This is a genomic window from Methanosarcina sp. MSH10X1, from assembly GCF_004099695.1.
In the GTDB taxonomy this organism is placed as follows: domain Archaea; phylum Halobacteriota; class Methanosarcinia; order Methanosarcinales; family Methanosarcinaceae; genus Methanosarcina.
This window is the reverse complement of sequence record NZ_SCHL01000002.1, coordinates 335,457-358,534: the sequence shown is the minus strand read 5'-3', so window position 1 is coordinate 358,534 and position 23,078 is coordinate 335,457. Positions and strand designations below refer to the sequence as shown.

The following is a 23,078-nucleotide window of genomic DNA, read 5'->3' as shown; positions in this document are numbered from 1 at the left end:
GAAGAGGCGAGGGTTCACTTCATCCCCGACCTGAAGGACGGGGTATTCGTGACCCTCTGCGCTCCCATAGTAATAAATGTTTCAGTAACTCTTTCTCCTGTGTTTGATACATCTGGAGAGCTTGTTGCCGTCTCAACTATTGCCAGAGATGTTACTGAGCAGAAGAAAGCCGGAGAAGCTCTGAGGCTATCAAATATCTATAATCGCAGCCTTATTGAAGCCAGTCTGGACCCCCTGGTAACTATTGGGCCTGATGGCAAGATTACGGATGTGAATAATGCTACTGAACTGGTTACCGGCTATCCCAGAGAGGAGTTAATTGGGTCTGATTTTTCGGATTATTTCACCGAACCCGAGAAAGCCAGAAAAGGATATCAGCAGGTCTTCATATATGGTGAAGTTCGGGATTACGCTCTTGAAATTCAGAATAAAAACGGACATGTAACACCGGTATTATATAACGCGTCTATTTATAAAGACGAGACTGGCAAAGTCATTGGGGTATTTGCTACAGCGCGTGATATCACCGAGCGCAAAAAAGCTGAAGAAGCCCTGAAAAAAGCATATGAGAATCTGGAGCAACTAGTTAAGAAACGGACACAAGAGCTTGAGAAGGCATATGAGTCGTTGAAAGAAAGCGAAACCGGACTTGCTGAAGCCCAGAAAATGGCTCATATTGGAAATTGGAGTTGGGATCTTGTAACTGGTGAAGGATACTGGTCTAATGAGCTATACCATATTTTTGGGCGCAGTCCTCAGAAACCAGCTCCTTCCCGTAATGAACTTTTAAATTATATCCACCCCGACGATCGGGACTATGTAGATAAAAACATTAAAAAGGGATTGAAAAAAGGGCCTAAAGCTGGCATTGATTATCGTATTATCCTAGCTAATGGGGAAGAACGTACAGTCCATTCAAAAGCTGAAGTTATCTTTGATAAGCATAATCTCCCTGTCCGGGTGAAGGGAATAGTTCAGGATATTACTGAGCGCATCAAAACAGAAGAAACAATGGCTAGAATTGAAAAAATCCGGATAAAAGAAATACATCACAGAATCAAGAATAACTTGCAGGTAATTTCTTCCCTGCTGGATCTCCAGGCTGAAAGATTCCAGGATAAGAAGGTACTGGAAGCTTTCAGAGAAAGCCAGGACCGTGTCATTTCAATGACCCTGATTCATGAAGAGCTCTACAAAGGGGAAGGGACAGATACTCTGAATTTTTCTGCCTATCTTCAAAAATTAGCTAGAAATCTTTTCAAGACTTATAGCCTCAGGAGTAAGGGCATCCACCTCTATATGGACCTGGAGGAAAACACATTTTTTGATATGGATATTGCTGTCCCGTTAGGAATAATTGTCAATGAGCTTATTTCTAATTCTCTCAAACATGCTTTTACTAAGGACGAAGAAGGGGAAATTCGAATCAAGCTTTGCAGGGAAGAAAGGAATAATAAGGCAAATGAGTCACTCTTCAGCCTGACAGTTTCGGATAACGGAAGAGGAATTCCCGAAAACATAAAGCTGGAAACTCTTGAATCTCTGGGGCTGCAGTTAGTAGATATCCTTGTTGACCAGCTTGGTGGGAAAGTTGAGCTTAAAAGAGACCATAAAACGGAATTCAGAATTACTTTCAGTGTGGCAGAAAGATAATAGCCAGATAAAAAAATAGTAGAGGCATGATAAGAAAAAAGGAGATTTGGAACCGAGACGTTAATTTTAAATTGTAAAACATATTAAGAATATTGAAGAACTACTTCTCCCTATTTTTGGATATAAAAAGGGTGAGTAAAAGTGAGAAGAAGAAATCTGTTACTTATTGCTTTGTTTTTGATTCTTTTTTTGGGCGGCATTTCAGTGAGCATTTTATTTCACTCTATATATATGGATGCGAAAGACTGGAGAGATGATGGTCAAAGGTATCTTTGTTTTTATGAGGTTGAAGTGACCGGCCTTTCCGGAAAAGACGTTCCGGAGCCCACCGTAATAATGGTTCCAATCCCTGCAACAAAAGAAGGCAGATTCTTTACTCCCCCTGCTCAAAAAGACCCTTATTTTACTCAGGAGCTTATGCACGAAATCAACAACTGGCCTGAAAAACACCGCAGAGGCCCTTATTTTGAAAATGCAACTGAGATTTTTAACAACAAAACAATACCAGGAGGCTGGACAACCTTCATTGCAGAAACTGAGAAAGGACCTATGCTTGGGTTCAGGACAAACGAATCCAGGCTTCAGGATATTTCTTTTAGTGCGGATTTCGTTGCAGATTACTACGACATCTTTGATCCCATAAATAATGAAAGCCCGATATTATTCCCGGTTGAAAATGTTTCAAATAGTCTAGTAGTGCCTTACGGAGAATACACTAAGTATGCTTCGATTCCTATATATGAAAGCTATGTTTATGTTAGTGATTATCGACAGGGAGCTCCAATACACTTCCATATCCATTTGGATGCACATAACGATCCTAACGAGTGGCCACGAAAATACAGGGGTCAATATCTTAGCGAAATAAAAGCCACTGTTAGCCGTACAGGCTTTTTAAAAGTCAGGGTTATTCTGGGACAGGAGATACCTTGGATGAACTCTTCTCAATGGAACAATCGATATAGTCCAGAATACTATGCGGATGAAACCTCCTGAATTATGCTAATAGACTTTCCAATAGATAGTAAAAAGAAGTTAAAGCTCCTTCTATTATAGTGGTAGGTATTACAAATGCGGAATTTTAGGAAATTACTTTTATTTCTGTTATTCATACCCTTAGCTGCAATAGCAGGCTATTATTTGCTAATATTTCTTCTCGCTGGTCCTGCTCTAGATAATTTTTTCGAATTAAAAAACTATGATGCAGGAACTCATGAAGTCTCAGTTGAAATACTGGATTATGATAACAAATCTGTATTTAAGGAAACATACAAACTCCATCCGGACGAATCGGTTTCAAGGACAAAACCTTTTAGCCTGAGAAACTCCCTCGAATCAAGAGAATATACCTTGAGAGTCGTGTTGGATAACGGAGTTGCAGAGGAAAATACCTCAGTATCTCTGGATCGCTGGAGCACGGCAACTATAGATGTATACTGGGATTATGAGGCTCCGATAATGATAGGAATAGTTACGGTTTAAATGGGAGAACTTCTATTTAGGCATAGTTTTTAGCAATTGGATTTATATTTACCAAATATTCATTTTTATATTTACAAATTACTGAATTTTTATTTACCTGCCATTGAGTTTATATTTACTATTTTAGCTCTGAAAGGCTTGGTTTGAAAATTAATTATCAATAAACCTGAAAGAGACAGATGCGTGTAACACCTGATTCTTTTCTTTTTCTACATTTTTTGTTTGAAATGGTAGAATATTAATATTACTTTATTAATATGACCTCTCAGGTTTCAAATCCAGATCTTTCCAGTCTCAATGGACTGACTCCCGGAAAAATTAATCTGGCAGCTATCAGGTCCTGGAGATATGATTTTAACTTCCTGATAATCATTAATTTGTAAATCTCATTAAACATTAACTGCCATTAATAAAACAGCTAATTTATGATTGACATGACAAATGCACCAAGGCTTATTGCATGGGAACTGACTGCAGGATGCAACCTGAACTGCGTACACTGCAGGGGAGCTTCCACCTCTTCGGTCCCGGCAGGTGAACTTACAACGGATGAAGCCAAACACTTCATTGATGAGGTTGCAGGGCTTGGAAGACCCATTCTCATTATGAGCGGAGGCGAGCCTCTTACCAGACCTGACGTTTTTGAGCTTGCACGTTACGGCACTGATGCCGGGCTTCGAGTTGTGCTTGCAACAAACGGCACACTTCTCACGCCTGAAGTTGTGGATAAGTTGAAAGAGGCGGGTGTCCAGCGGCTCAGTATCAGTATTGATGGAGCGACTGCCGAAACGCACGATAATTTCAGGGGCGTGCCCGGCGCTTTTGAAAGGACGCTTGCAGGCATTGAACTTCTCAGGAAATCAGATTTTCCCTTCCAGATCAATACCACGGTCTCAAAACGCAATCTTGAAGAAATCCATAAGACTTTTGAGCTTGCAAAAAAGCTTGGAGCCGTTGCGTATCATGTCTTTTTCCTTGTGCCTACGGGCAGGGGAGAAGAATCCGATGAGGTTTCCCCTGCAGACTATGAGCGCATACTGCACTGGTTCTATGATATGCAGAAAGAATCGGAAATCCAGTTGAAGGCAACCTGTGCCCCCCACTACTTCAGGATAATGCGCCAGCAGGCAAAAAAAGAAGGTATCGAAATCTCGGTTAAAACCCACGGCTACGAAGCAATGACAAAAGGCTGCCTCGGAGGCACAGGTTTTTGCTTCGTATCAAGCGTTGGCGAAGTCTACCCTTGCGGCTATCTGCCCGTGCTTGCTGGCAAACTCAGGGAACAGCCTTTCAGAGAGATCTGGGAGAATTCCGAAGTCTTTGCAAAACTAAGGAATCCTGAGGAACTTAAAGGAAAATGTGGGATCTGCGAATACAAAAAGGTCTGTGCCGGCTGCAGGGCAAGGGCTTATGCTGCTACGGGCGATTATCTTGAAGAAGAGCCTTACTGTATCTACAGGCCACGAAAAAATGGTAGTGATCAGGATGATTGACATTGAAAATTATAAAGATCGGCTCCAGAAAGAGGCTGCCGAATTTTCCTGTGATATGGATCCTTATGAAGGGGAGGTTCCGGTAATAGAACTTGACGAGACCGACAAAAGAATCCTCAACCTTATCCAGCAGGAAGTCCCCCTCGATGTCGAACCTTTTGCAAGGTTAGGCGAGATTCTCAGGCTTCCGGAAATTGAGGTGATTGATAGGCTGCGTGAACTCAACAGGAAAGGGGCAGTAAGAAGAGTAGGTCCTGTCCTCAGCATGAGAAATATGGGAGGCGTAAGTACTCTTGTAGCTCTGAAAGTGCCCGAGTCCCGCATAGAGGAAATTGCTATTTTTATTAACGAGTATCCCGAAGTTTCCCATAATTATCTTAGAAGTGCTGCACAATATAATCTCTGGTTTACGCTTTCGGCTCCAAATAAAAACAGGCTTGAGAAGATTCTCAGCGAAATTCGGGAGAAAACAGGCTGTCCTCTTCTTGATCTTCCTACAAAGCACCTGTTTAAGATTCAGGTAAAATTTGATATCAGGTGAAATTATGGATAAAACGGATGTAAAACTGCTAAAACTGGTGCAGGACGGAATTCCGATCACTCATTCTCCTTTCAAAGGGTTTGCTTCTGAACTTGGGATCAGTGAACAGGAGGTTGTTGACAGGCTTAAAAACCTCCAGAAAGCTGGGAAGATCCGTCGCTTTGCGGCTTCAATCGGGCACAGGGCTATAGGCATAAAAGCCAATGCAATGTGTGTCTGGAATGTTCCTGATGAGAAGATAGAAACAGTAGGGAATATCATGGCAGAATTCCCTGAGGTGACTCACTGCTATGAACGCCCGCGCTATCCTGACTGGCCGTATAATCTGTTCACTATGGTTCATTCCTACACGCCGGAGAACTGTGAAGAGGTAGCAGTTAGAATTTCGGAAGCTACCGGGATTAAGGATTATACCCTCTTTTTCAGTGAAAGGGAGTTCAAAAAAACCGGAGTCAGGCTTTAAGGGTCAGCCTTAAGGTCTTTTGCGAGGTTCCTGGCTATGGCTGAAACAAATAACTTTCTCCCGCTTATGCTTGACCTGTCTGGCAGGAAAATCGTCATATTCGGAGGCGGTTCGGTTGGAGAACGCAAAGCTGAGCTCTTCTCAGGTTGCGCAGATACCCTTGTTGCCAGTCTCGAATTTTCCCGGCGGCTGTATGAACTTGAAGCTTCAGGGCAGGTGCGGCTTGTTCGGCTTGACCTGCTTGCAGCTTCGGATTTCGAACTCAGGGAACTTATTTCAGGTGCTTTTATCGCCATACCCGCAACAAGCAACTTCGGGCTTAACCAGAAAATAGCAGCTATTGCACGGAAGAGCGATATTTTGATTAATCAGGTAGACGCTTTAGGTAATGTCGTAATCCCATCAGTAATAAAAAGAGGAGACCTTGTAATCGGGATTTCCACTCTCGGACACAGTCCCGCAGTCTCAAAATACACTCGCAGGCAAATCGAAGGTCTTATTACTCCGGAATATTCGGACATGATTCGGCTTCAGGGTGAACTCAGGAATTACCTCAAGCAGCATGTCCCGGAGCAAAGACAGAGAAAGGCAATTCTCTGGGAAATCCTTGAAAGCGAGGCTGTCTGGAATGGCTTTTCCGAGTCGTATGAAAAGGCAGCCGAAAGGGCATATGAGATAATTTCACATTGCCTGGAAAACTCGGAAGGGTGAAGCCTGGCAGAAAGCCAGAACCAGCAGAGTTTCAAAAATTTCCCTGAATCGAAGTACTTTATTAATCAGAACTCTGTAAATGGAAACTTTAAATCAAAATACTCTGTAAGTAAAAATCGTTTGGTGAAAAAAGGTAGGAGTACAGACAAAGTTTAATTTACAACTCCTTATATTATTATTCTATTTCCTTTATTCATTCTATCCGGAGGCTCTCTGTGACAGAAATCTCAAGTATGGTTATATCCCATAAAAAAGCAAAAGTTGAGGAAATGGAGTCCGCCTGGCACGGAGATCTGGACGGTCTGCTCCACAATCTGTACAATCACGAGTACGTTTATGAGTGTGTTGTCTTAAAAACCTGCAATCGCGTTGAAATTTACGTTGTTTCCCCCAAGAGCAGCAGTGTGCTTTTCTCTTTTGCAAAAGAAATGGGAGCTTCCACCCATATTATCGACTTCTATGGGCATGATGAGTCCCTTGAACACCTGCTCAGGCTTTCCGGCGGTCTTGAATCCATGATCGTCGGAGAAGACCAGATCCTGGGCCAGATAAAGGAGCTTTATGCTCATTCCAAAAAAGCGGGAACGACCGGAAAAATCCTTGACACTGCGTTTGATAAGGCTATTCAGGTAGGAAAACGTATCCGTAATGAAACCCGAATTAATAAAGGATCGGTTTCCATAGGTTCCGCGGCTGTGGATCTTGCAGAAGATATTCTGGAAGGGCTCACAGGAAAATCCGTACTCGTAATCGGGGCAGGAGAAATAGGAGTTCTTGTCGCAAAGGCGCTGGCTGAAAAAGATATTGAGGCAATATATATTGCTAACCGCACCTTCCAGAAAGCCGAGGAAATTGCCTACGAACTCGGAGGGTACGCAGTCAGGCTTGATGATATCCAGGCTCACCTTAAAGACGCTGACGTTGTAATCAGTGGCACGGGCGCTCCGCATTACATATTAACCAGGGAAATCGTTGAAAAATCCATACAGGGTCGGGATAAATCCCGTAAACTCCTCTTAATCGATATCGCAAATCCCAGGGACATCGAGGAGTCGGCTGCTGAACTTGAGAACGTGGAATTATGTAACATTGACAATCTCAGAGTAATCAGTGAAAAAACGCTTAAAATGAGAAAAGAAGAAGCTAAAAAAGCCGAAGCCATAATTCAGGAAGAAATCAGGCTTTTAAACCTCCAGTATAAGCGCCAGAAAGCCGATCGGATTATCTCAGACCTTTACAGGCAGGTGTATAACGTCAGGATACGGGAAAGGGAAAAAGCTGTCAACCGGCTCTGTTCGTATCATACTATAGGTGATATCGAGACCGAGGTGCTTGACGACCTTACTCATTCCATCGTGAATAAGATTCTTGCCGAACCTACCAAAGTTCTCCGCCAGGCCGCAGAACTCGGAAATGAAGAATTCCTTGATGTAGTTTCAAGAATCTTCTGTCTCGAAAAAGATAGAACCAGAGTTGAAAAAATGAAGCCTGAATGTGGAAGCCAGTTAAATCAGGTTTCCGAAAAAGCAATTCATAAAGAATAATCAGAAATTATGCTGAATTCGCAGTTACAGAAGTGATCAAATGTTTCCAGATGTCAGGTTAAGACGATTGAGAAAAGGAAAAATCAGGAACCTTGTGCGTGAAACTACCTTATCCTTAGACGACCTGGTTCAGCCTATTTTTGTGAATGAAACTATCGAATCCGCTATTGAGATTTCCTCCATGCCCGGAGTATACGGTTTTCCTCTTTCAGAGGTTGCAAGAGAGGCAAAAGAGATTGCAGAACTCGGAATCCCTGCAATAATCCTTTTTGGGGTGCCTGCTTTCAAGGACGCGGAAGGCAGTTCCTCATATGGGGAAACTGACGTCATCCAGGAAGCCGTCAGGAGAATCAAGGCCGAACTTGGAGACGAACTTGTGGTGATCACGGACATTTGCATGTGCGAATACACAAGCCACGGGCATTGTGGGGTCATCGACTTTGAAACAAAGGAAGTCCTGAACGACCCTACGCTTGAGATTCTCGGGAAAATTGCAGTCAGCCATGCAAAAGCAGGTGCTGACATGGTAGCCCCCTCAGGAATGATGGACGGGATGGTAGAAGCCATCAGGCAAGCTCTTGACATGGAAGGTTTTGAAAACATCCCGATCATGTCCTACGCTGCAAAGTTCCACTCCGCTTTCTACGGACCATTCAGGGAAGCCGCAGAATCCGGGTATTCCTTCGGAGACCGCTCCACCTATCAGATGGACCCTGCAAACAGCGATGAAGCGCTCAGGGAAGTAACCCTTGATGTGACAGAAGGGGCAGATATAATAATGGTAAAGCCAGCCCTTCCCTATCTTGATATTATCTACCGGGTGAAAACGGAGTACGGAATGCCGACAGCCGCATACAATGTGAGCGGAGAGTACGCCATGCTCAAAGCCGCCGCAGCTAACGGCTGGCTTGATGAAAAGAAAGCCATGTACGAATCTTTGATTTCCATCAAAAGGGCAGGAGCTGACATCATCATTACATACTTTGCAAAGGATGCTGCCCGCATGCTGAAGTAAGCGCCTTTTTTTCAGGCGCTCCTTCTTTTCAGAAAGTTTATTCGTTTTTCTTCACTCCGCCTCCCTGTTTCAAGCCTATTGCTCATTTCATGAACTCATCCCTCAATTCCATCAATAACTGCTTAATAGGGGAAGGCTCTGTTATAAGATAGAAAAGGACACAGCAAGATGTGAAAAACCTTTACTAGAGAGTGCAGTTTAATATATAATTTCCGTTTAATATAAAATCCAATTTAATAATGATTTGAATTTAATATGCAGTTAACTTTAATCCAGTGTACAATATTAAGCCCAATCCAGAACTTTAATTAAATTTACAATCAATTATTAAGATCTTCAGTCCAATCCGGTGAGATTTCCATGATATCTGAAGTAACACTTGAGAAGTCCAGACAGATGTATGAGAAAGCAAAGACCCTTATTCCGGGTGGGGTAAGCAGCCCGGTACGTGCAATCAAACCCTACCCTTTCTATACGGCATCGGCTGACGGTTCAAAAATAAAGGACCTTGACGGGAACGAATACATCGATTACTGTCTGGCTTATGGCCCTGCGATTCTCGGGCACAACCACCCTGTAATAAAAGAGGCCATTAAAACCCAGCTTGATAAAGGCTGGCTCTACGGAACCCCTACAGAACTTGAGGTAAACCTTGCAGAAAGAATTGCAGGATATTACCCAAGTATCGATATGCTCCGTTTCGTATCCACAGGCACTGAATCAACTATGAGCGCTCTCCGCCTTGCCCGCGGCTTTACAGGCCGGAACAAATTCATTAAAATCGAAGGCGGGTTTCATGGAGCCCATGATGCGGTGCTGGTAAAAGCGGGATCGGGAGCTACAACGCTTGGAGAGCCTGATTCCCTGGGCATTCCTGCAGATTTCACGAAGCATACCCTGCAGGCTCCATACAATGATATTGAAGCAATCACCGGGCTTGTAGAGAAGAATAGGAACGAGCTGGCTGCTGTTATAATAGAGCCTGTGCTCGGGAACATAGGCCCGATAACTCCCCTGCCCGGATATCTGGAGGAACTCAGGAAGCTTACCCGGGAAAACGATGTGCTTCTCATATTCGATGAGGTTATCACCGGATTCAGGTTAGCAATGGGAGGTGCACAGGAATACTTCGGGGTCGTGCCTGATATGACCACCCTTGGAAAGATCGTGGGGGGAGGGCTGCCTATAGGGGTCTTTGGAGGCAGGCGGGAAATTATGGAAATGATCTCCCCCTCCGGATCTGTCTACCAGGCAGGAACTTTCAGCGGAAGCCCCTGTTCCGTGGCTGCGGGTATTGCAGTGCTTGACTATCTGGAACAGGAAAAAATCCATGAAAAACTCAATTCGAAAGGCGATTACATACGGGCTGTACTTGCCGAAATCGTTGAGGATGAAGGGCTTGATTACAGCGTGTGCGGAATTGCTTCAATGTTTAAGATTTTCTTTGGGGCTGAACCTCACAATTACCAGGAGGTTCTGAAGTGCGATAAGGAGGGTTATTTTGCTTTCTTCCACAGGATGCTCGCAAGCGGAATTTTCCTCCCTCCCTCGCAGTTTGAGACCAATTTCGTCTCTGCAGCCCACAGCGAAGAGGATATAGAAGAGACACTTAAAGCATATACCAAAAATCTCTGAACGGACTTGCATTTTTAAAACGAGGATTCCATATGATAATAGGTACGCGGGGCAGCCAGCTTGCGCTCGCCCAGGCCGAGAATGTTGCACGCCTTTTGAAAGCACAGGGCGTTGAAACCAGCTTGAAAATTATAAAAACCAGTGGAGACAGGTTTACGGACCGGCCTCTGCACGCAGTATCAGGCGGAGTCGGGGCTTTCGTCAGAGAACTGGACGATGTTATGCTTGCAGGAGAAATAGATATTGCTGTCCATTCCATGAAGGATATGCCAACTATCCGTCCTCCGGCCCTTCCAACCGCTGCCGTGCTGAAGCGGGATACCCCATTTGATATTCTGCTCACTTATAACGGGACTCCGCTGGATGAGCTTCCCGAGCAGTCCATTATAGGGACCAGTTCCCTGAGAAGAGCTGCCCAGATTAAACGCTATAGACCTGACCTTATTACGCAGGACTTAAGGGGTAATATCGATACAAGGCTCAGGAAGCTAAAAGAAGGACAGTACGATGGTATCCTGCTTGCGAAAGCAGGACTTGAGCGCCTTGGCTGGGAGCTTGAAGGAGAGATTCTTTCTCCTGATTTCTTCTGCCCCTCCCCGAACCAGGGGACAGTTGCAGTTGTCACAGGGGCGGGCACTGAAGCTGAAGCTGCGGTCTCCAGACTTGACCATACTGACAGCCGGATTGCTACGGAAATCGAGCGTATCCTGATTTCCGAACTCGGTGGGGGCTGTACCACTCCGGTGGGTTCCTACGCCGAAATTACGCCTGACAGAAAAGAAATCCATATCCGGGCCGAAGTCCTTTCCCTTGATGGGACGGAGTCTATCAGAATAGATGAATTTATCCCCATGCTAGGGGCCCCTGAAGAGGCCAGGGAACTCGGGCACAGGCTTGTAGAGATGGGTGGCAGGAAGCTGGCTGAAGAAGCGCTCCTGCAGCTTTCCGGAAATTCTTGCGGCCCGGACAATTTAGACGGCTGATAATTACCCGCCCAGAAAGGAACCAGCTATGTATACGCTTACCGGACTTAAACTGGAAAATCCTACCATCCTTGCAGCCGGAGTGCTGGGCACGACCGGAGCATCGCTGTGCAGGGTTGCACGCCAAGGACGAGCAGGCGCAGTTGTGACCAAATCCATAGGTCCCGCGCCTAAAACCGGTCACCCTAACCCGAGCATGATCAAGCTTGACTGCGGATTTTTGAATGCTATGGGGCTTCCGAATCCTTCCTATCCCGGATTTCTCCAGGAACTCGAGACCGCAAAAAAAGATTCGGATGTCCCGGTGATTGCAAGCATCTTTGGCGGAAGCCCTGCCGAATTTAAGGAGGTTGCCGAGGGCCTGCTCCCCGGAAAGCCCGATGCTTTCGAGCTTAATGTAAGCTGCCCGCATGCCGAAGGGTACGGGGCTGCTATTGGCTCCAATCCCTGCCTGGTAGAAGCCGTCACAGCCGCAGTAAAAGATGTGGTAAACGTACCTGTCTGGGTTAAGCTTACCCCGAATGTTTCGGACATTACGTGTATAGGAAATGCGGCAGAATCAGGCGGTGCGGATGCAGTTGTTGCAATCAATACCGTAAAGGGGATGGCTATCGATATCGAGTCAGGGTATCCTGTCCTGGGGAACCGTTCAGGCGGGCTTTCGGGAAAAGCCGTAAAACCCGTAGCTGTCAAATGCGTTTATGACCTCTACACTGCCCTGGAAATCCCTGTAATAGGGGTAGGCGGGATATCCTCCTGGCAGGACGCGGTAGAAATGATGATGGCAGGAGCCGCGGCTGTCCAGATAGGGTCTGCTGTTTATGACAGGCTTGATATATTCTCCGAAATCAGTGCAGGGATCGAAACTTTCCTTCAGAGGAAAGGCTATTCGGATGTAAAAGAATTAATAGGGCTTTCCCATGAGATGGTCTGATGCTTCCTCTTAATGCTACAATAGTAAAAATAAATGAAGAGTCCCCTTCTGTCAGGACTTTCTTTTTCGATTATCAGTTTGAGACTATGAAGCCCGGACAGTTTGTAATGGTCTGGGTAAGGGGCGTGGACGAGATCCCCATGGGACTCTCAAGTAAGAATTCCATAACTGTCCAGAGAGTCGGCGAGGCGACCTCAAAGCTCTTTGAATTGAAAGAAGGGGATTCTTTCGGGTTAAGAGGACCTTTTGGAGTCGGTTTTTCCCTGCCTTCGAAGGAAGAAAAAACCCTTATTGTTGCAGGCGGGGTAGGATCCGCTCCTCTTGCTCCTTATGCTGAGGCAGCCAGTGCTGCAGGCTCTGAGATGCACACGGTTCTTGGAGCGCGGAGTGAAGGTGACCTGATTTTTGAAGAGCGCTTTGCAGAAGCAGGGAATGTTTACATTTCTACGGATGATGGCTCAAAAGGAACAAAGGGCTTCGTAACCGATGTGCTCAGCCGCCTCGACCTTTCGGCTTATGATAGAATTGCAGTCTGCGGGCCGGAAATAATGATGGCTTCGGTTTTCAGGCTGCTTGAAGACAGGAAAGTTCTTGCGAAATCTGAATTCAGCCTCCACCGTTATTTCAAATGCGGGATCGGAGTCTGTGGGGCGTGCTGTATAGACCGGTCCGGACTAAGGGTTTGCAGGGACGGGCCTGTGTTTTCAGGCGTGCAGCTTCTTGATTCCGAGCTGGGAAGATACACGCGGGACGCCAGTGGGCGAAGAGTTAAAATTTAAGTTTGAATATATCCCTTTAAAAAATGAAGGGAAGCAGACGAAACCATCCCGAAAAGCAGGAGAAAACAGAGACATGATTGGAAGGTTCAGATCAGGAGATGAGATTTTTTATGGAGAAATCGAAGATGGACGCGTCTATCCGAAGGGAGGGACTCCCGCAGGGATCTTTGAGCTATCGGAACTTCGCGTCCTTCCACCTGCGTCTCCCTCCAAAATCGTATGTGTCGGCCTGAACTACCGGGACCATGCTGAAGAACTGCACATGGAAGTCCCGAAAAACCCTGTTCTCTTTTTAAAGCCTCCGTCAGCTGTTATAGGGCATGAGGACAAGATAATTTATCCGGCATCAAGCTCCAGAGTGGAATATGAAGCCGAACTGGCAGTCGTTATAGGCAAGCGCTGTAAAAATATCTCAGCCTCAAAAGCCGAAGACGTAATTGCGGGTTATACCTGCTTTAACGATGTGACAGCGCGGGATCTTCAGCAAGAAGACGGACAGTGGACAAGGGCAAAGAGTTTTGACACCTTTGCAGCTTTCGGTCCATATCTCGCTTTTCCTGACGAGCTTGATATTACGGATGCAAAGATTGCCTGCAGGGTGAATGGTGAAACGAGGCAGGCTTCCAGCACTTCAAACCTTATTTTTGATATTCCTTATCTTATTGAATTCATCACCGAGATCATGACCCTGGAAGTGGGAGATGTTATTACCACAGGGACGCCGCCCGGAGTTGGAGAACTTCAGCGCGGGGATATTGTTGAAGTTGAAATCCAGGGAATCGGAACACTTAGAAACGAGGTTGTCTGATGCTGCTTGAGCATATCGGAACTGAACTTGACCTTATCGAGCGCCACCTGCTGGTGCTCAAAAAAGTGATTGAAGAAGCTCCTATCGGAATCCTGAAACTTGCAGAAGTTACCGGAATGCAAAACCATAAAGTACGCTACTCCCTCAGGGTTCTTGAGCAAGCTAACCTTATCAAGCCCTCAGCCCAGGGCGCAGTGCCCGGCGATGCTGTTCCGAAATTCCTGGAAAATTTTGAACCGGAGCTTGAGAAAATCAATGAGAAATTATCCCGCATCCGGGAAATTGAAACATCAATTCCCAAATAAAATCCTCTGAAACAAGTTCCCTGGAAAACTATCATGCAAACCGCTGTCCAAAAACCGTTGACCCACGACCATTGATCCGAAACCGTTGCGCCGGTTTATCACGCCGCTTTGCCGGTTTAGATAAAGCATGCGTTTTTGATCAAACTTTTTTGAAAAAGTTTGCGCTCAAGCCTTTTTTGAAAAGGCTTGTGATCATGCGTCGTAATGTTCAATCGTTTTCGATAACCCTTTTCTGAAAAGGGTTGTAATCATTCAATACAGTTTTATTTTTGGAGAAACTCCTATGACTTTAAGTCCTGAAGACCTTAAAACAATTGAAAAATATGCTTATCAAAACGCTGTAAAATATGGGAAAGCTCCCCAGCCCAAAGCTGTAATGGGTAAGGTAATGGGGGAGTGCCCTCAACTCCGATCCGATCCGAAAGGAGTGTCGGAAGCCCTTGAAGCCATTGTTGCTGAGATTAGCAAAGGGAATCCTGAAACATGGGAGTCAAAACTATTGGAAGTTGCCCCTGAGCTTATTGAAGCCCTTAATGTAAAAAAAGAGCCAGACAAAGGCTTAAAACCCCTTGAGGGGGCAGAAATTGGCAAAGTTGTTATGCGCTTTGCCCCGAATCCCAATGGGCCTGCTACCCTGGGCAGTGCGAGAGGCATGGTAGTTAATTCCGAGTACGTGAAGATTTATAAAGGAAAATTCGTCCTGCGTTTCGACGATACCGATCCTGATATAAAAAGGCCTATGCTTGAGGCATATGATTGGTATCTTGATGACTTCAAATGGCTCGGAGTTGTGCCCGACCAGGTGGTTTATGCCTCAGACCATTTCCCAATATATTACGATTACGCAAGCAAACTTATCGAGATGGGCAAAGCTTATGTTTGCTTCTGTAAAGGGGGAGACTTCAAACAGTTCAAGGATGCCAAGCAGGGTTGCCCGCACAGGGATGTCAGCCCTGAGGAGAATCTTATGCACTGGAAAAAGATGCTGGCAGGGGAATATGAAGACCAGCAGGCAGTGCTGAGGATCAAAACCGATATAGAACATAAAGACCCCGCTTTGAGGGACTGGGGAGCTTTCAGAATAAGAAAAATGTCGCATCCCCGCCCAGAGATAGGGAATAAGTACGTTGTCTGGCCCCTTCTTGATTTTGCAGGCGCGATCGAAGACCACGAACTGGGAATGACCCATATCATCCGTGGCAAAGACCTTATAGACAGCGAAAAACGTCAGGGTTATATCTATAAATACTTCGGCTGGAAGTACCCGAGAACAACTCACTGGGGCAGGGTCAAGATTCATGAGTTCGGGAAATTCAGCACGAGTACCCTGAGAAAAGCTATCGAAGCAGGGGAATACAGCGGCTGGGATGACCCGAGGCTTCCCACAATCAGGGCAATCCGGCGCCGTGGTATCCAGGCTGAAGCCCTCAAGAAGTTCATGATCGAGATGGGAGTCGGGATGACCGACGTAAGCATAAGCATGGAATCTCTCTATGCCGAAAACCGTAAAATTATAGACCCCATTGCAAACCGTTATTTCTTTGTCTGGGATCCGATAGAACTGGGAATTATAGATGCCAAACCTGCCGTTGCTAAAGTTCCGCTTCACCCCACTGACCACGCCAGAGGATTCCGGGAAATTGCGGCAGAAAATAAAGTGCTTGTCTGCCAGGATGATGTCGAAAAGCTCGAAGTAGGTTCTATCATCCGCCTGAAGGATTTCCTCAATATCGAAATCACCTCCCTTTCCCCGTTACAGGCAAAGATCTCCGATATTTCTCTTGAAGCCCTTAAAAAAGCAAAAGCAAAGATTATTCACTGGGCTCCGCTTGACGGAATAAATGTGAAAGTACGCGGCCCCGAAGGCGATATCAATGGAATCGGTGAGCACGGAATCGCAACCGAACTTGACAAAATAGTGCAGTTCGAACGCTTTGGTTTTTGTAGAATTGATTCAGTAGATAAAGAACAAGTCGTGGCTTATTTCGCCCACAAGTGATTTTCGGAAAGAAAAGGAGCAGAGAACTGTCCTTTTTCTTCCTTTTTCTTTTATCTGCTTTCGGTTAACTTTTTTATTTTCCCGGCAGTTAGAAAGTATGAATTAATCAGTTTCTTTTTTTAGAACACACATTTGAAGCATGCTAGTATTACTACCCGAATTGTGGAAAACTTGAATTTTACGATAATTGGATTTTTGGTGTTAGTAGAAATATTCAATCAGATCCGATTATTTAATAACTTTCTATCTTTACATGAATTATGCTCTCCAAATTTATCTACAAAAAAGCAAAAATATTTTATAATATAATTGGTATAAATCGTAGTTGTCAACCTGGTAATTATATAATAGATAAATGAAAAGTTTTAAAAAGGGTTGACCCGGCCAGAGGCCGCAATTAGTGAAATTGGAGGTATTGACCAGAAGGAGCAAAGTCCTGTGGTCAGTAACATATTTTAAGTGATAGAAGCCAAAACTTCTAATTTCCGGCTCCAACTCCAATGACTGATCCCTATAATGTGATTGGAGAGTGAGACTCTGTGTGCAAAGTGTCCGCCCCACAAAAATCGCAGAGAACCGAATTGGATAGATTCAAAAATATTACGCAGACGTAATTAGAATCTTGAATTACCGTATAGACCCGGCATAATTAGATATTGGATATAGACTCGGTCTAATTAGATAGTTCGGAAAAACATTACGAGTAACGTAATATGGAATTTTGAGAAATATCTGGGATAAAGTATACAAATCCTGGAGCATTTGAGTTTACTCAAATTCTAAATCCAATCCAGAGGCGATACAATGCTAAAAAAAGAATTCGGGAACCCTATTCCTGACAGCATGTTTTATTTAAAAACCGTATCATCTGTTGGAGAAATACACAATTATCCTGTAGTTTTTTGAGTTTTCTCAAATTCAAGATCCAACCCAAAGGTGATACGATGCTAAAAATGAAGCAGGAAACCCTATTCCTGACAATATGCCTTAGTTTAACAGCCGTATGCGCTTTGGGGAAAAACGTACAATAACTATATAAATTTCTTGAATTTGCTCAAATTCCAACCAACCCAAAGGTGATACGATGCTAAAAAGACAGATAGGAACCCTGTTCCTGGTAACATGCCTTATTTTAACAACCGTACCCGCTGCGTTAGGCGCACAGAATACAGTAACTGTAAATCCGTCTGGGTCAGATGCCCAGACTGCAATTAATAATGCAATAAATTCCGTAGCATCAGGAGCAACATCAAGTAACCCTGGAGTTGTCCTCCTCAGTGCTGGCACTTATAAGATAAGTGCACCTATAGTTTTGAAATCTAATGTAGTACTGAAAGGTTCAGGCGACGATACAATAATCTTTGCCACCGGTTCAGTTTGTAACTCCGAAGGAGCACCTGGATACATATTCGGATCAGGCGTTTCTAACGTTGAAATATCTCATCTTCAATTCCAGAGTACGGCAACCGGACCTAAAGACGGAGGTCACGGAGGATATAGAAACTGCATAAGATTCACGTCTGTGAGTGACAGTAAAGTACATGACATTTTATTCGATCGATATCTGTATGGTGATGGTGTCAGAATCAGTAAAAGCTCCGGAATAGAAGTATATAATTGCAGAATACAGTCCTCAGGACACGACGGTGTATCATTCCTGTCCGGAACTAAAGATTCCAGAATGTATAACAATTATGTTGAGGTTCAGACCAACACAGGTGTCAGGATAGATAATTGCGCAAATATTGAAGTGGACCATAATACCTTTACAGGCAGTGCCGGGTCTGGCTGGTGCTGCGTTGAGCTGGAGAATAAGCTGACAAACGCAAATGTCCACCACAACATTATGCATGATTTCAAAGGATCAAGCAGCAGTGCAGGCATTGGAAATGTTCACGCAAGCGGTTCAATTAGTGTTCATGATAACGTTATGTGGAACGTGTCGCCTTACGTCCAGGTAGGCTCAGGCACAAACATACTGGGACCATCTGACCACAACGTTGAGAACTGGGTAGCAAAAGGATACGGATACGGCTCTCTTGGCAGTTCTTCGGGTACACAGGAGACCACAACCGTAAGCGCTGCATCTGAAACCGATGCTCAGACCGCAACTAATGAAACTGCTGTAACAGAAATAGAAGAAAATGAAGTTGCAGTTAGCAGTAATCAGACAGCAGCCAATGAAACTGCTGTAACAGAAACAGAAGAAAATGAAACTTCTGTATCAACAGCAGTTAATGAGACTGCTGCATCAACAGTAGTCAATGAGACTGCTGCAATAACAGGGGTTAACGAAACTTCAGCATCAACAACAGTAAATGAGACTACTACAACAACCGAAGTTAATGAAACTCCCGCTACAGAGGATGCTTCTGAACAGGTAACTGGAACTGATAACACATCATTTACAGAAGAGAATATTGCAGGCACTGTCATTGACAACAGACTCAAGGAAGCCGCTCCTGATACGGTGTATCAAGACAAAGAATATATTGACATTGGAGACAGGCCTGGAATAGGAAAGTACAGAAACCTGCTTCTGTTTGACCTGAATGAATATAACGATGCTGAGAATATTAGCAGTGCAACTCTGTCTCTCTACTGGCACTACCCGGAACTGGAAAGACCAGAAGATACGGTTATAGAGATATACAGACCAGCTGCAGACTGGAACCCTGAAAGTGTAACCTGGAACAGCAGGGATAATGGGGTGGCATGGACACAGCCCGGTGGAGACTGGTTTGATAGGAATAATGTCTCTCAGGGAGATGCACCATACGCTACAATAACTCTGAACGGAAGCGATATGCCGGATAACAGGTACTACGAGCTGAACGTAACCGATCTCGTAAAAGAGTATATCAGTGGCGAATATGAGAACACAGGATTCCTGATAAAAACTCGTACCGAAAATGCAGATTACGTAGCATTCTACAGTAGCGAGACGGAAGACGAAAACCAGCGTCCGATGCTGACTATAAAAGAGTGAAGCATAACAGAAAATCCGAATTTCAGGAAGAAAACTCAAAGATACCGGAGTTTGAAAGATCACATAAGCTCCCATCCAGATCTTTCAATTCTTCCTGCCTACTTCTTCACACAGGGAGCAACATTAAGAATCCTGCACAGATATACCGTAAAAAAGAAAGTACATGTCAGCTTGACAATTATTATTCAGAGCTTCCGTATCGTTTCATTAATTCTTTTTTGAACTTATCTGACACCTTAAAAATGTCTTTTCCCCATTTTCATAGTGAGAACCAATTATTCCTTAACCTTTCTAATATTTAAAAGATAATTGATCTTATGAACATCATTGAATTTATTTTTATATATTTAGATATTAAAAATAAAAATTTAACTATAGTTTCTAAGACCTTAATAATTGAATTAAATTGTTTAGTTTAAAACTTAGAGATGAGTATAGTGAAGAAAATAAAGACAATTTATAGGGTAAGCTTAATTTCAATAGCTTTAGTCTTGTTTTTGGTTGCCTGTACAGCATCGGCAGTTACTGCGGAAAGCGTTTCACCTGCTGTTACTGAAACATATATAAGTACCAGCGGATTCGCATACAATCCTGCTATCTATGGTGACAAGATAGTATGGCAGGATAACCGCAATGAAAAAACTGATATCTACATGTATGATCTTTCCACTAAAACGGAAACTCAAATAACCAACACTGAACAGACAGACGGAAACCCTGCCATTTATGGTGATAGGATAGTATACTCTAGCTATGGAGATCCGGAAATTTGCATATGTAGTATTTCCACTAAAAAGGAAACTCAAATAAACATTAGTGGATATGCGGAGAATCCTGTAATCTATGGTAACAGGATAGTATACTCCAGTGATCGCAATGGAAACATTGATGTCTACATGTATGATCTCTTAACTAAAAAGGAAACTCAGATTACTTCCAGTCCAGATGCTCAGACATATCCCGCTATCTATGGTAACAGGGTAGTGTGGCAGGACGATGGGGGGGAGGATGATGGTTGGGTAAATCATGGCATCTTCATGTACGATATTTCTACCAATAAAAAAATGAGAATTAGTCCGACTGAATTAGCATACTATCCTGCAATTTACAGTAACAGGATAGTATACGCCAGTACTCGCAATGGAAACACTGATATTTATATATATGATCTCTCCACAAAAAAAGAAACTCAGATTACTTCCAGTCCAGATACTCAGACGCATCCTGCTATTTACGGTAACAGGATAGTATGGGTGGATACTGGTGGAGAGGATGATGGGTGGGAAAATCATGGTATTTTCATGCACGATATTTCCACAAATAAGAAAATGAGAATTAGTAGCAGTGGACATACATCCAATCCAGTTATTTACGGTAATAAAATAGTATGGGGATATTCAGTTGATTGGGGAGCCGACGATGTTTATATGGGCACTATTTAAAACGCAGAACCAAAGCGTATAAAATGTTGAAGATAAAGGGAAGTGGGGACTCATTAATTTAAGATATTCAAGTGAACTTGAGGATCAAGTGAGTTTGAAAAGCCCAAAGTCGTTTGCTGACTATTATTACGGACTTTTAAACGCGTTGGTAACACTTTTTTGAATTTATAAGAGATACTGAAAATTTTCCTTTTACATATTTACTTTATTTTTCTAATAAAGATTTTTTACTTCTGGAAATATTCAATTGCGTAAAGTCAATCTTGCATATAAGCCATCCAATAAATTCAACTTTTATAAATATGAAAGTTAAAAGAAAAAAGTTAAGTATACCGCCTAAATTCGTGGTAATTGAATTAATTTTCCTGAGTTTAAAATAGAGATGAATATAGTGAAGAAAATGAACACATTTTATAGGGCGAACTTACTTTTAATAGCCTTCGTCTTGTTTTTGGTTGCCTGTACAGCATCGGCAGTTACTGCGGAAAGCGTTTCACCCACTATCACTGAGACTCAAATCACTACCAGTGGATCAGCTAGTGATCCACATATCTATGGTGATAGAATTGTGTGGCAGGATGATCGCAACGGAAACTCAGATATATACATGTACGATCTCTCCACTAAAAGGGAGACTCAGATCACCACCAACGGATCAGCACATTTTCCTGATATCTACGGAGACAGAGTAGTATGGCAGGGTGACCGGATATACATGTACGATATTTCCACTGAGAAAGAAACTCAGATCAGCACCAGTGGATCAGCTCATTACCCTGCAATTTACGAGGACAAAATAGTGTGGGGAGATTATAGTGGAGGTTCTGATATTTACATGTATGATCTTTCTACAGAGAAGGAGACAAAGATCAGCACGAGCGGATTCGCAGAAATGCCTGATATCTATGGGAACAAGATAGTATGGGGGGATGCATCTGGAACAGAGATTTACATATATGATCTCGACACCATGCTCGATATTGGCGCAGGAGGCTATGCTAGAATATACGGTGACAAACTAGTATGGGATGATGGACGTCAAGATAATCCTGATGCAGATCCAATCTCTAATATACACATGTATGATCTCTCTACTGAGAAGGAAACTCAGATTACCACCAGCGGATCAGCTAGTAGTCCCGAGTCCCATGGTGATAGAATAGTATACACCGATGCTCGCAATGGGGATGATAATATCTACGTTTATGATCTCGCCGCCAGGAGAGAAGCTCAAATCACCACTAGCGGATCTGCAGTCGCTCCGGCAATCTACGGTGACAGAATTGTTTGGGAAGAATCTCGTAATGGAAACAACGACATTTACATGGCTACCATTACCTGGACTGAAGAGCCGCCTGTTGATGACAATAACACGGATGACAGCAACGAAACTCAGGTCACTATCAGTGGTTCGGCATACAATCCTGCCATTTACGGTGATAGGTTAGTATGGGAAGATTATCGCAGTGGAAACGCAGATATCTACATGTACGATCGTACCACTGAAAAAGAAACTCAGATAACCAGCAGTCCAGATGCTCAGACGCATCCTGCTATCTATGGTAACAGGGTAGTGTGGCAGGATGATGGTGGTGAAGATGACGGATGGGTAAATCATGGTATCTTCATGTACGATATTTCCACCAATAAGAAAATGAGAATTAGTCCGACTGAATTGGCATATGATCCCGCTATTTACGGTAACAGGATAGTATACTCCAGTACTCGCAATGGAAACACTGATGTCTATATGTATGATCTTTCGACCTCCAAGGAAGCTCAGATTACTTCCAGTCCGGATGCTCAGACAAATCCTGTTATTTATGAGAACAGGGTAGTTTGGCAGGATGATGGTGGGGAGGATGACGGGTACATAAATCATGGCATCTTCATGCACGACATTTCCACCAGTAAAAAAATGAGAATTAGTCCTACTGAGTTAGCATACGAGCCTGCTATTTACGGTAACAGGATAGTATACTCCAGTACTCGCGACGGAAACACTGATGTCTATATATATGATCTTTCCACCTCCAGGGAAACTCAGATCACCAGCAGCCCAGATAAGCAGGCAGCTCCAGCTATCTATGAGAACAGGATAGTGTGGCAGGACGATGGTGGTGAGGATGACGGATGGGTAAATCATGGAATCTTCATGTACGATATTTCCACTAATCAGAAAATGAAAATTAGTCCTGCTGAGTTAGCATACCAGCCGGCTATTTATGATAACAGGATAGTATACGCCAGTACTCGCAATGGAGAGTCCGACATTTACATTCGCACTATTTAAAAAGCAGAA

Annotated in this window: 19 protein-coding genes; all 19 read left to right on the top strand. The window is 43.8% G+C overall.

From position 1 onward, the window contains the following. On the top strand, positions 1–1,653 hold a 1,653-nt coding region (locus EQO05_RS03220; RefSeq protein WP_128503682.1), incomplete at its 5' end, for a sensor histidine kinase. Positions 1,654–1,857: 204 nt separating this feature from the next. Next, entirely contained in the window at positions 1,858–2,649 is a 792-nt protein-coding gene (locus EQO05_RS03215) for a hypothetical protein (RefSeq protein ID WP_240664305.1), read from the top strand. Positions 2,650–2,793: 144 nt separating this feature from the next. Then, a complete protein-coding gene (locus tag EQO05_RS03210) occupies positions 2,794–3,135 on the top strand; it encodes a hypothetical protein (RefSeq protein ID WP_240664304.1) in 342 nt (113 codons plus the stop codon). A 425-nt stretch (positions 3,136–3,560) separates the two neighbouring features. Next, a complete protein-coding gene (gene ahbD / locus EQO05_RS03205) occupies positions 3,561–4,628 on the top strand; it encodes a heme b synthase (protein ID WP_128503678.1) in 1,068 nt (355 codons plus the stop codon). Further along, positions 4,606–5,169, top strand: coding sequence for a siroheme decarboxylase subunit alpha (gene ahbA, locus EQO05_RS03200; protein WP_128503747.1), 564 nt, complete (start codon positions 4,606–4,608; stop codon positions 5,167–5,169). The genes ahbD and ahbA overlap by 23 nt, the downstream gene beginning before the upstream one ends. A 4-nt stretch (positions 5,170–5,173) precedes the next feature. After that, a complete protein-coding gene (gene ahbB, locus EQO05_RS03195) occupies positions 5,174–5,632 on the top strand; it encodes a siroheme decarboxylase subunit beta (protein WP_128503676.1) in 459 nt (152 codons plus the stop codon). 36 nt (positions 5,633–5,668) lie between these two features. After that, positions 5,669–6,343 (top strand): bifunctional precorrin-2 dehydrogenase/sirohydrochlorin ferrochelatase, encoded by a 675-nt coding sequence (locus tag EQO05_RS03190; RefSeq protein ID WP_128503674.1) that lies wholly within the window; start codon positions 5,669–5,671, stop codon positions 6,341–6,343. A 215-nt stretch (positions 6,344–6,558) separates the two neighbouring features. Then, a complete protein-coding gene (gene hemA, locus EQO05_RS03185; protein ID WP_128503672.1) occupies positions 6,559–7,887 on the top strand; it encodes a glutamyl-tRNA reductase in 1,329 nt (442 codons plus the stop codon). A gap of 40 nt (positions 7,888–7,927) precedes the next feature. Then, entirely contained in the window at positions 7,928–8,902 is a 975-nt protein-coding gene (hemB, locus tag EQO05_RS03180) for a porphobilinogen synthase (RefSeq protein WP_128503670.1), read from the top strand. 360 nt (positions 8,903–9,262) lie between these two features. Further along, entirely contained in the window at positions 9,263–10,537 is a 1,275-nt protein-coding gene (hemL, locus tag EQO05_RS03175; RefSeq protein WP_128503668.1) for a glutamate-1-semialdehyde 2,1-aminomutase, read from the top strand. Positions 10,538–10,569: 32 nt separating this feature from the next. Beyond that, positions 10,570–11,520, top strand: a complete 951-nt coding sequence (gene hemC / locus EQO05_RS03170) for a hydroxymethylbilane synthase (RefSeq protein ID WP_128503666.1) — start codon at positions 10,570–10,572, stop codon at positions 11,518–11,520. A gap of 28 nt (positions 11,521–11,548) precedes the next feature. Further along, positions 11,549–12,454 carry a dihydroorotate dehydrogenase gene (locus EQO05_RS03165; RefSeq protein WP_128503664.1) on the top strand — a complete coding sequence of 302 codons (906 nt, stop codon included), beginning with the start codon at positions 11,549–11,551 and terminating at the stop codon, positions 12,452–12,454. Beyond that, positions 12,454–13,233, top strand: a complete 780-nt coding sequence (locus EQO05_RS03160; protein WP_128503662.1) for a dihydroorotate dehydrogenase electron transfer subunit — start codon at positions 12,454–12,456, stop codon at positions 13,231–13,233. The genes EQO05_RS03165 and EQO05_RS03160 overlap by 1 nt, the downstream gene beginning before the upstream one ends. Positions 13,234–13,306: 73 nt before the next feature. Further along, complete coding sequence (locus EQO05_RS03155; RefSeq protein WP_128503660.1) at positions 13,307–14,041, top strand: fumarylacetoacetate hydrolase family protein; 735 nt, start codon at positions 13,307–13,309, stop codon at positions 14,039–14,041. Next, positions 14,041–14,346: a hypothetical protein gene (locus EQO05_RS03150; RefSeq protein WP_128503658.1), complete on the top strand. Its 306-nt coding sequence runs from the start codon at positions 14,041–14,043 to the stop codon at positions 14,344–14,346. The genes EQO05_RS03155 and EQO05_RS03150 overlap by 1 nt, the downstream gene beginning before the upstream one ends. Positions 14,347–14,629: 283 nt before the next feature. Continuing rightward, positions 14,630–16,345 (top strand): glutamate--tRNA ligase, encoded by a 1,716-nt coding sequence (locus EQO05_RS03145; protein WP_128503656.1) that lies wholly within the window; start codon positions 14,630–14,632, stop codon positions 16,343–16,345. A 1,084-nt stretch (positions 16,346–17,429) separates the two neighbouring features. Then, entirely contained in the window at positions 17,430–19,334 is a 1,905-nt protein-coding gene (locus tag EQO05_RS03140; RefSeq protein ID WP_128503654.1) for a disaggregatase related repeat-containing protein, read from the top strand. 497 nt (positions 19,335–19,831) lie between these two features. Next, positions 19,832–20,776, top strand: coding sequence for a hypothetical protein (locus tag EQO05_RS03135; protein ID WP_240664303.1), 945 nt, complete (start codon positions 19,832–19,834; stop codon positions 20,774–20,776). 400 nt (positions 20,777–21,176) lie between these two features. Next, positions 21,177–23,069, top strand: a complete 1,893-nt coding sequence (locus EQO05_RS03130) for a hypothetical protein (protein ID WP_240664302.1) — start codon at positions 21,177–21,179, stop codon at positions 23,067–23,069. The last annotated feature ends 9 nt before the right edge of the window (positions 23,070–23,078 follow it).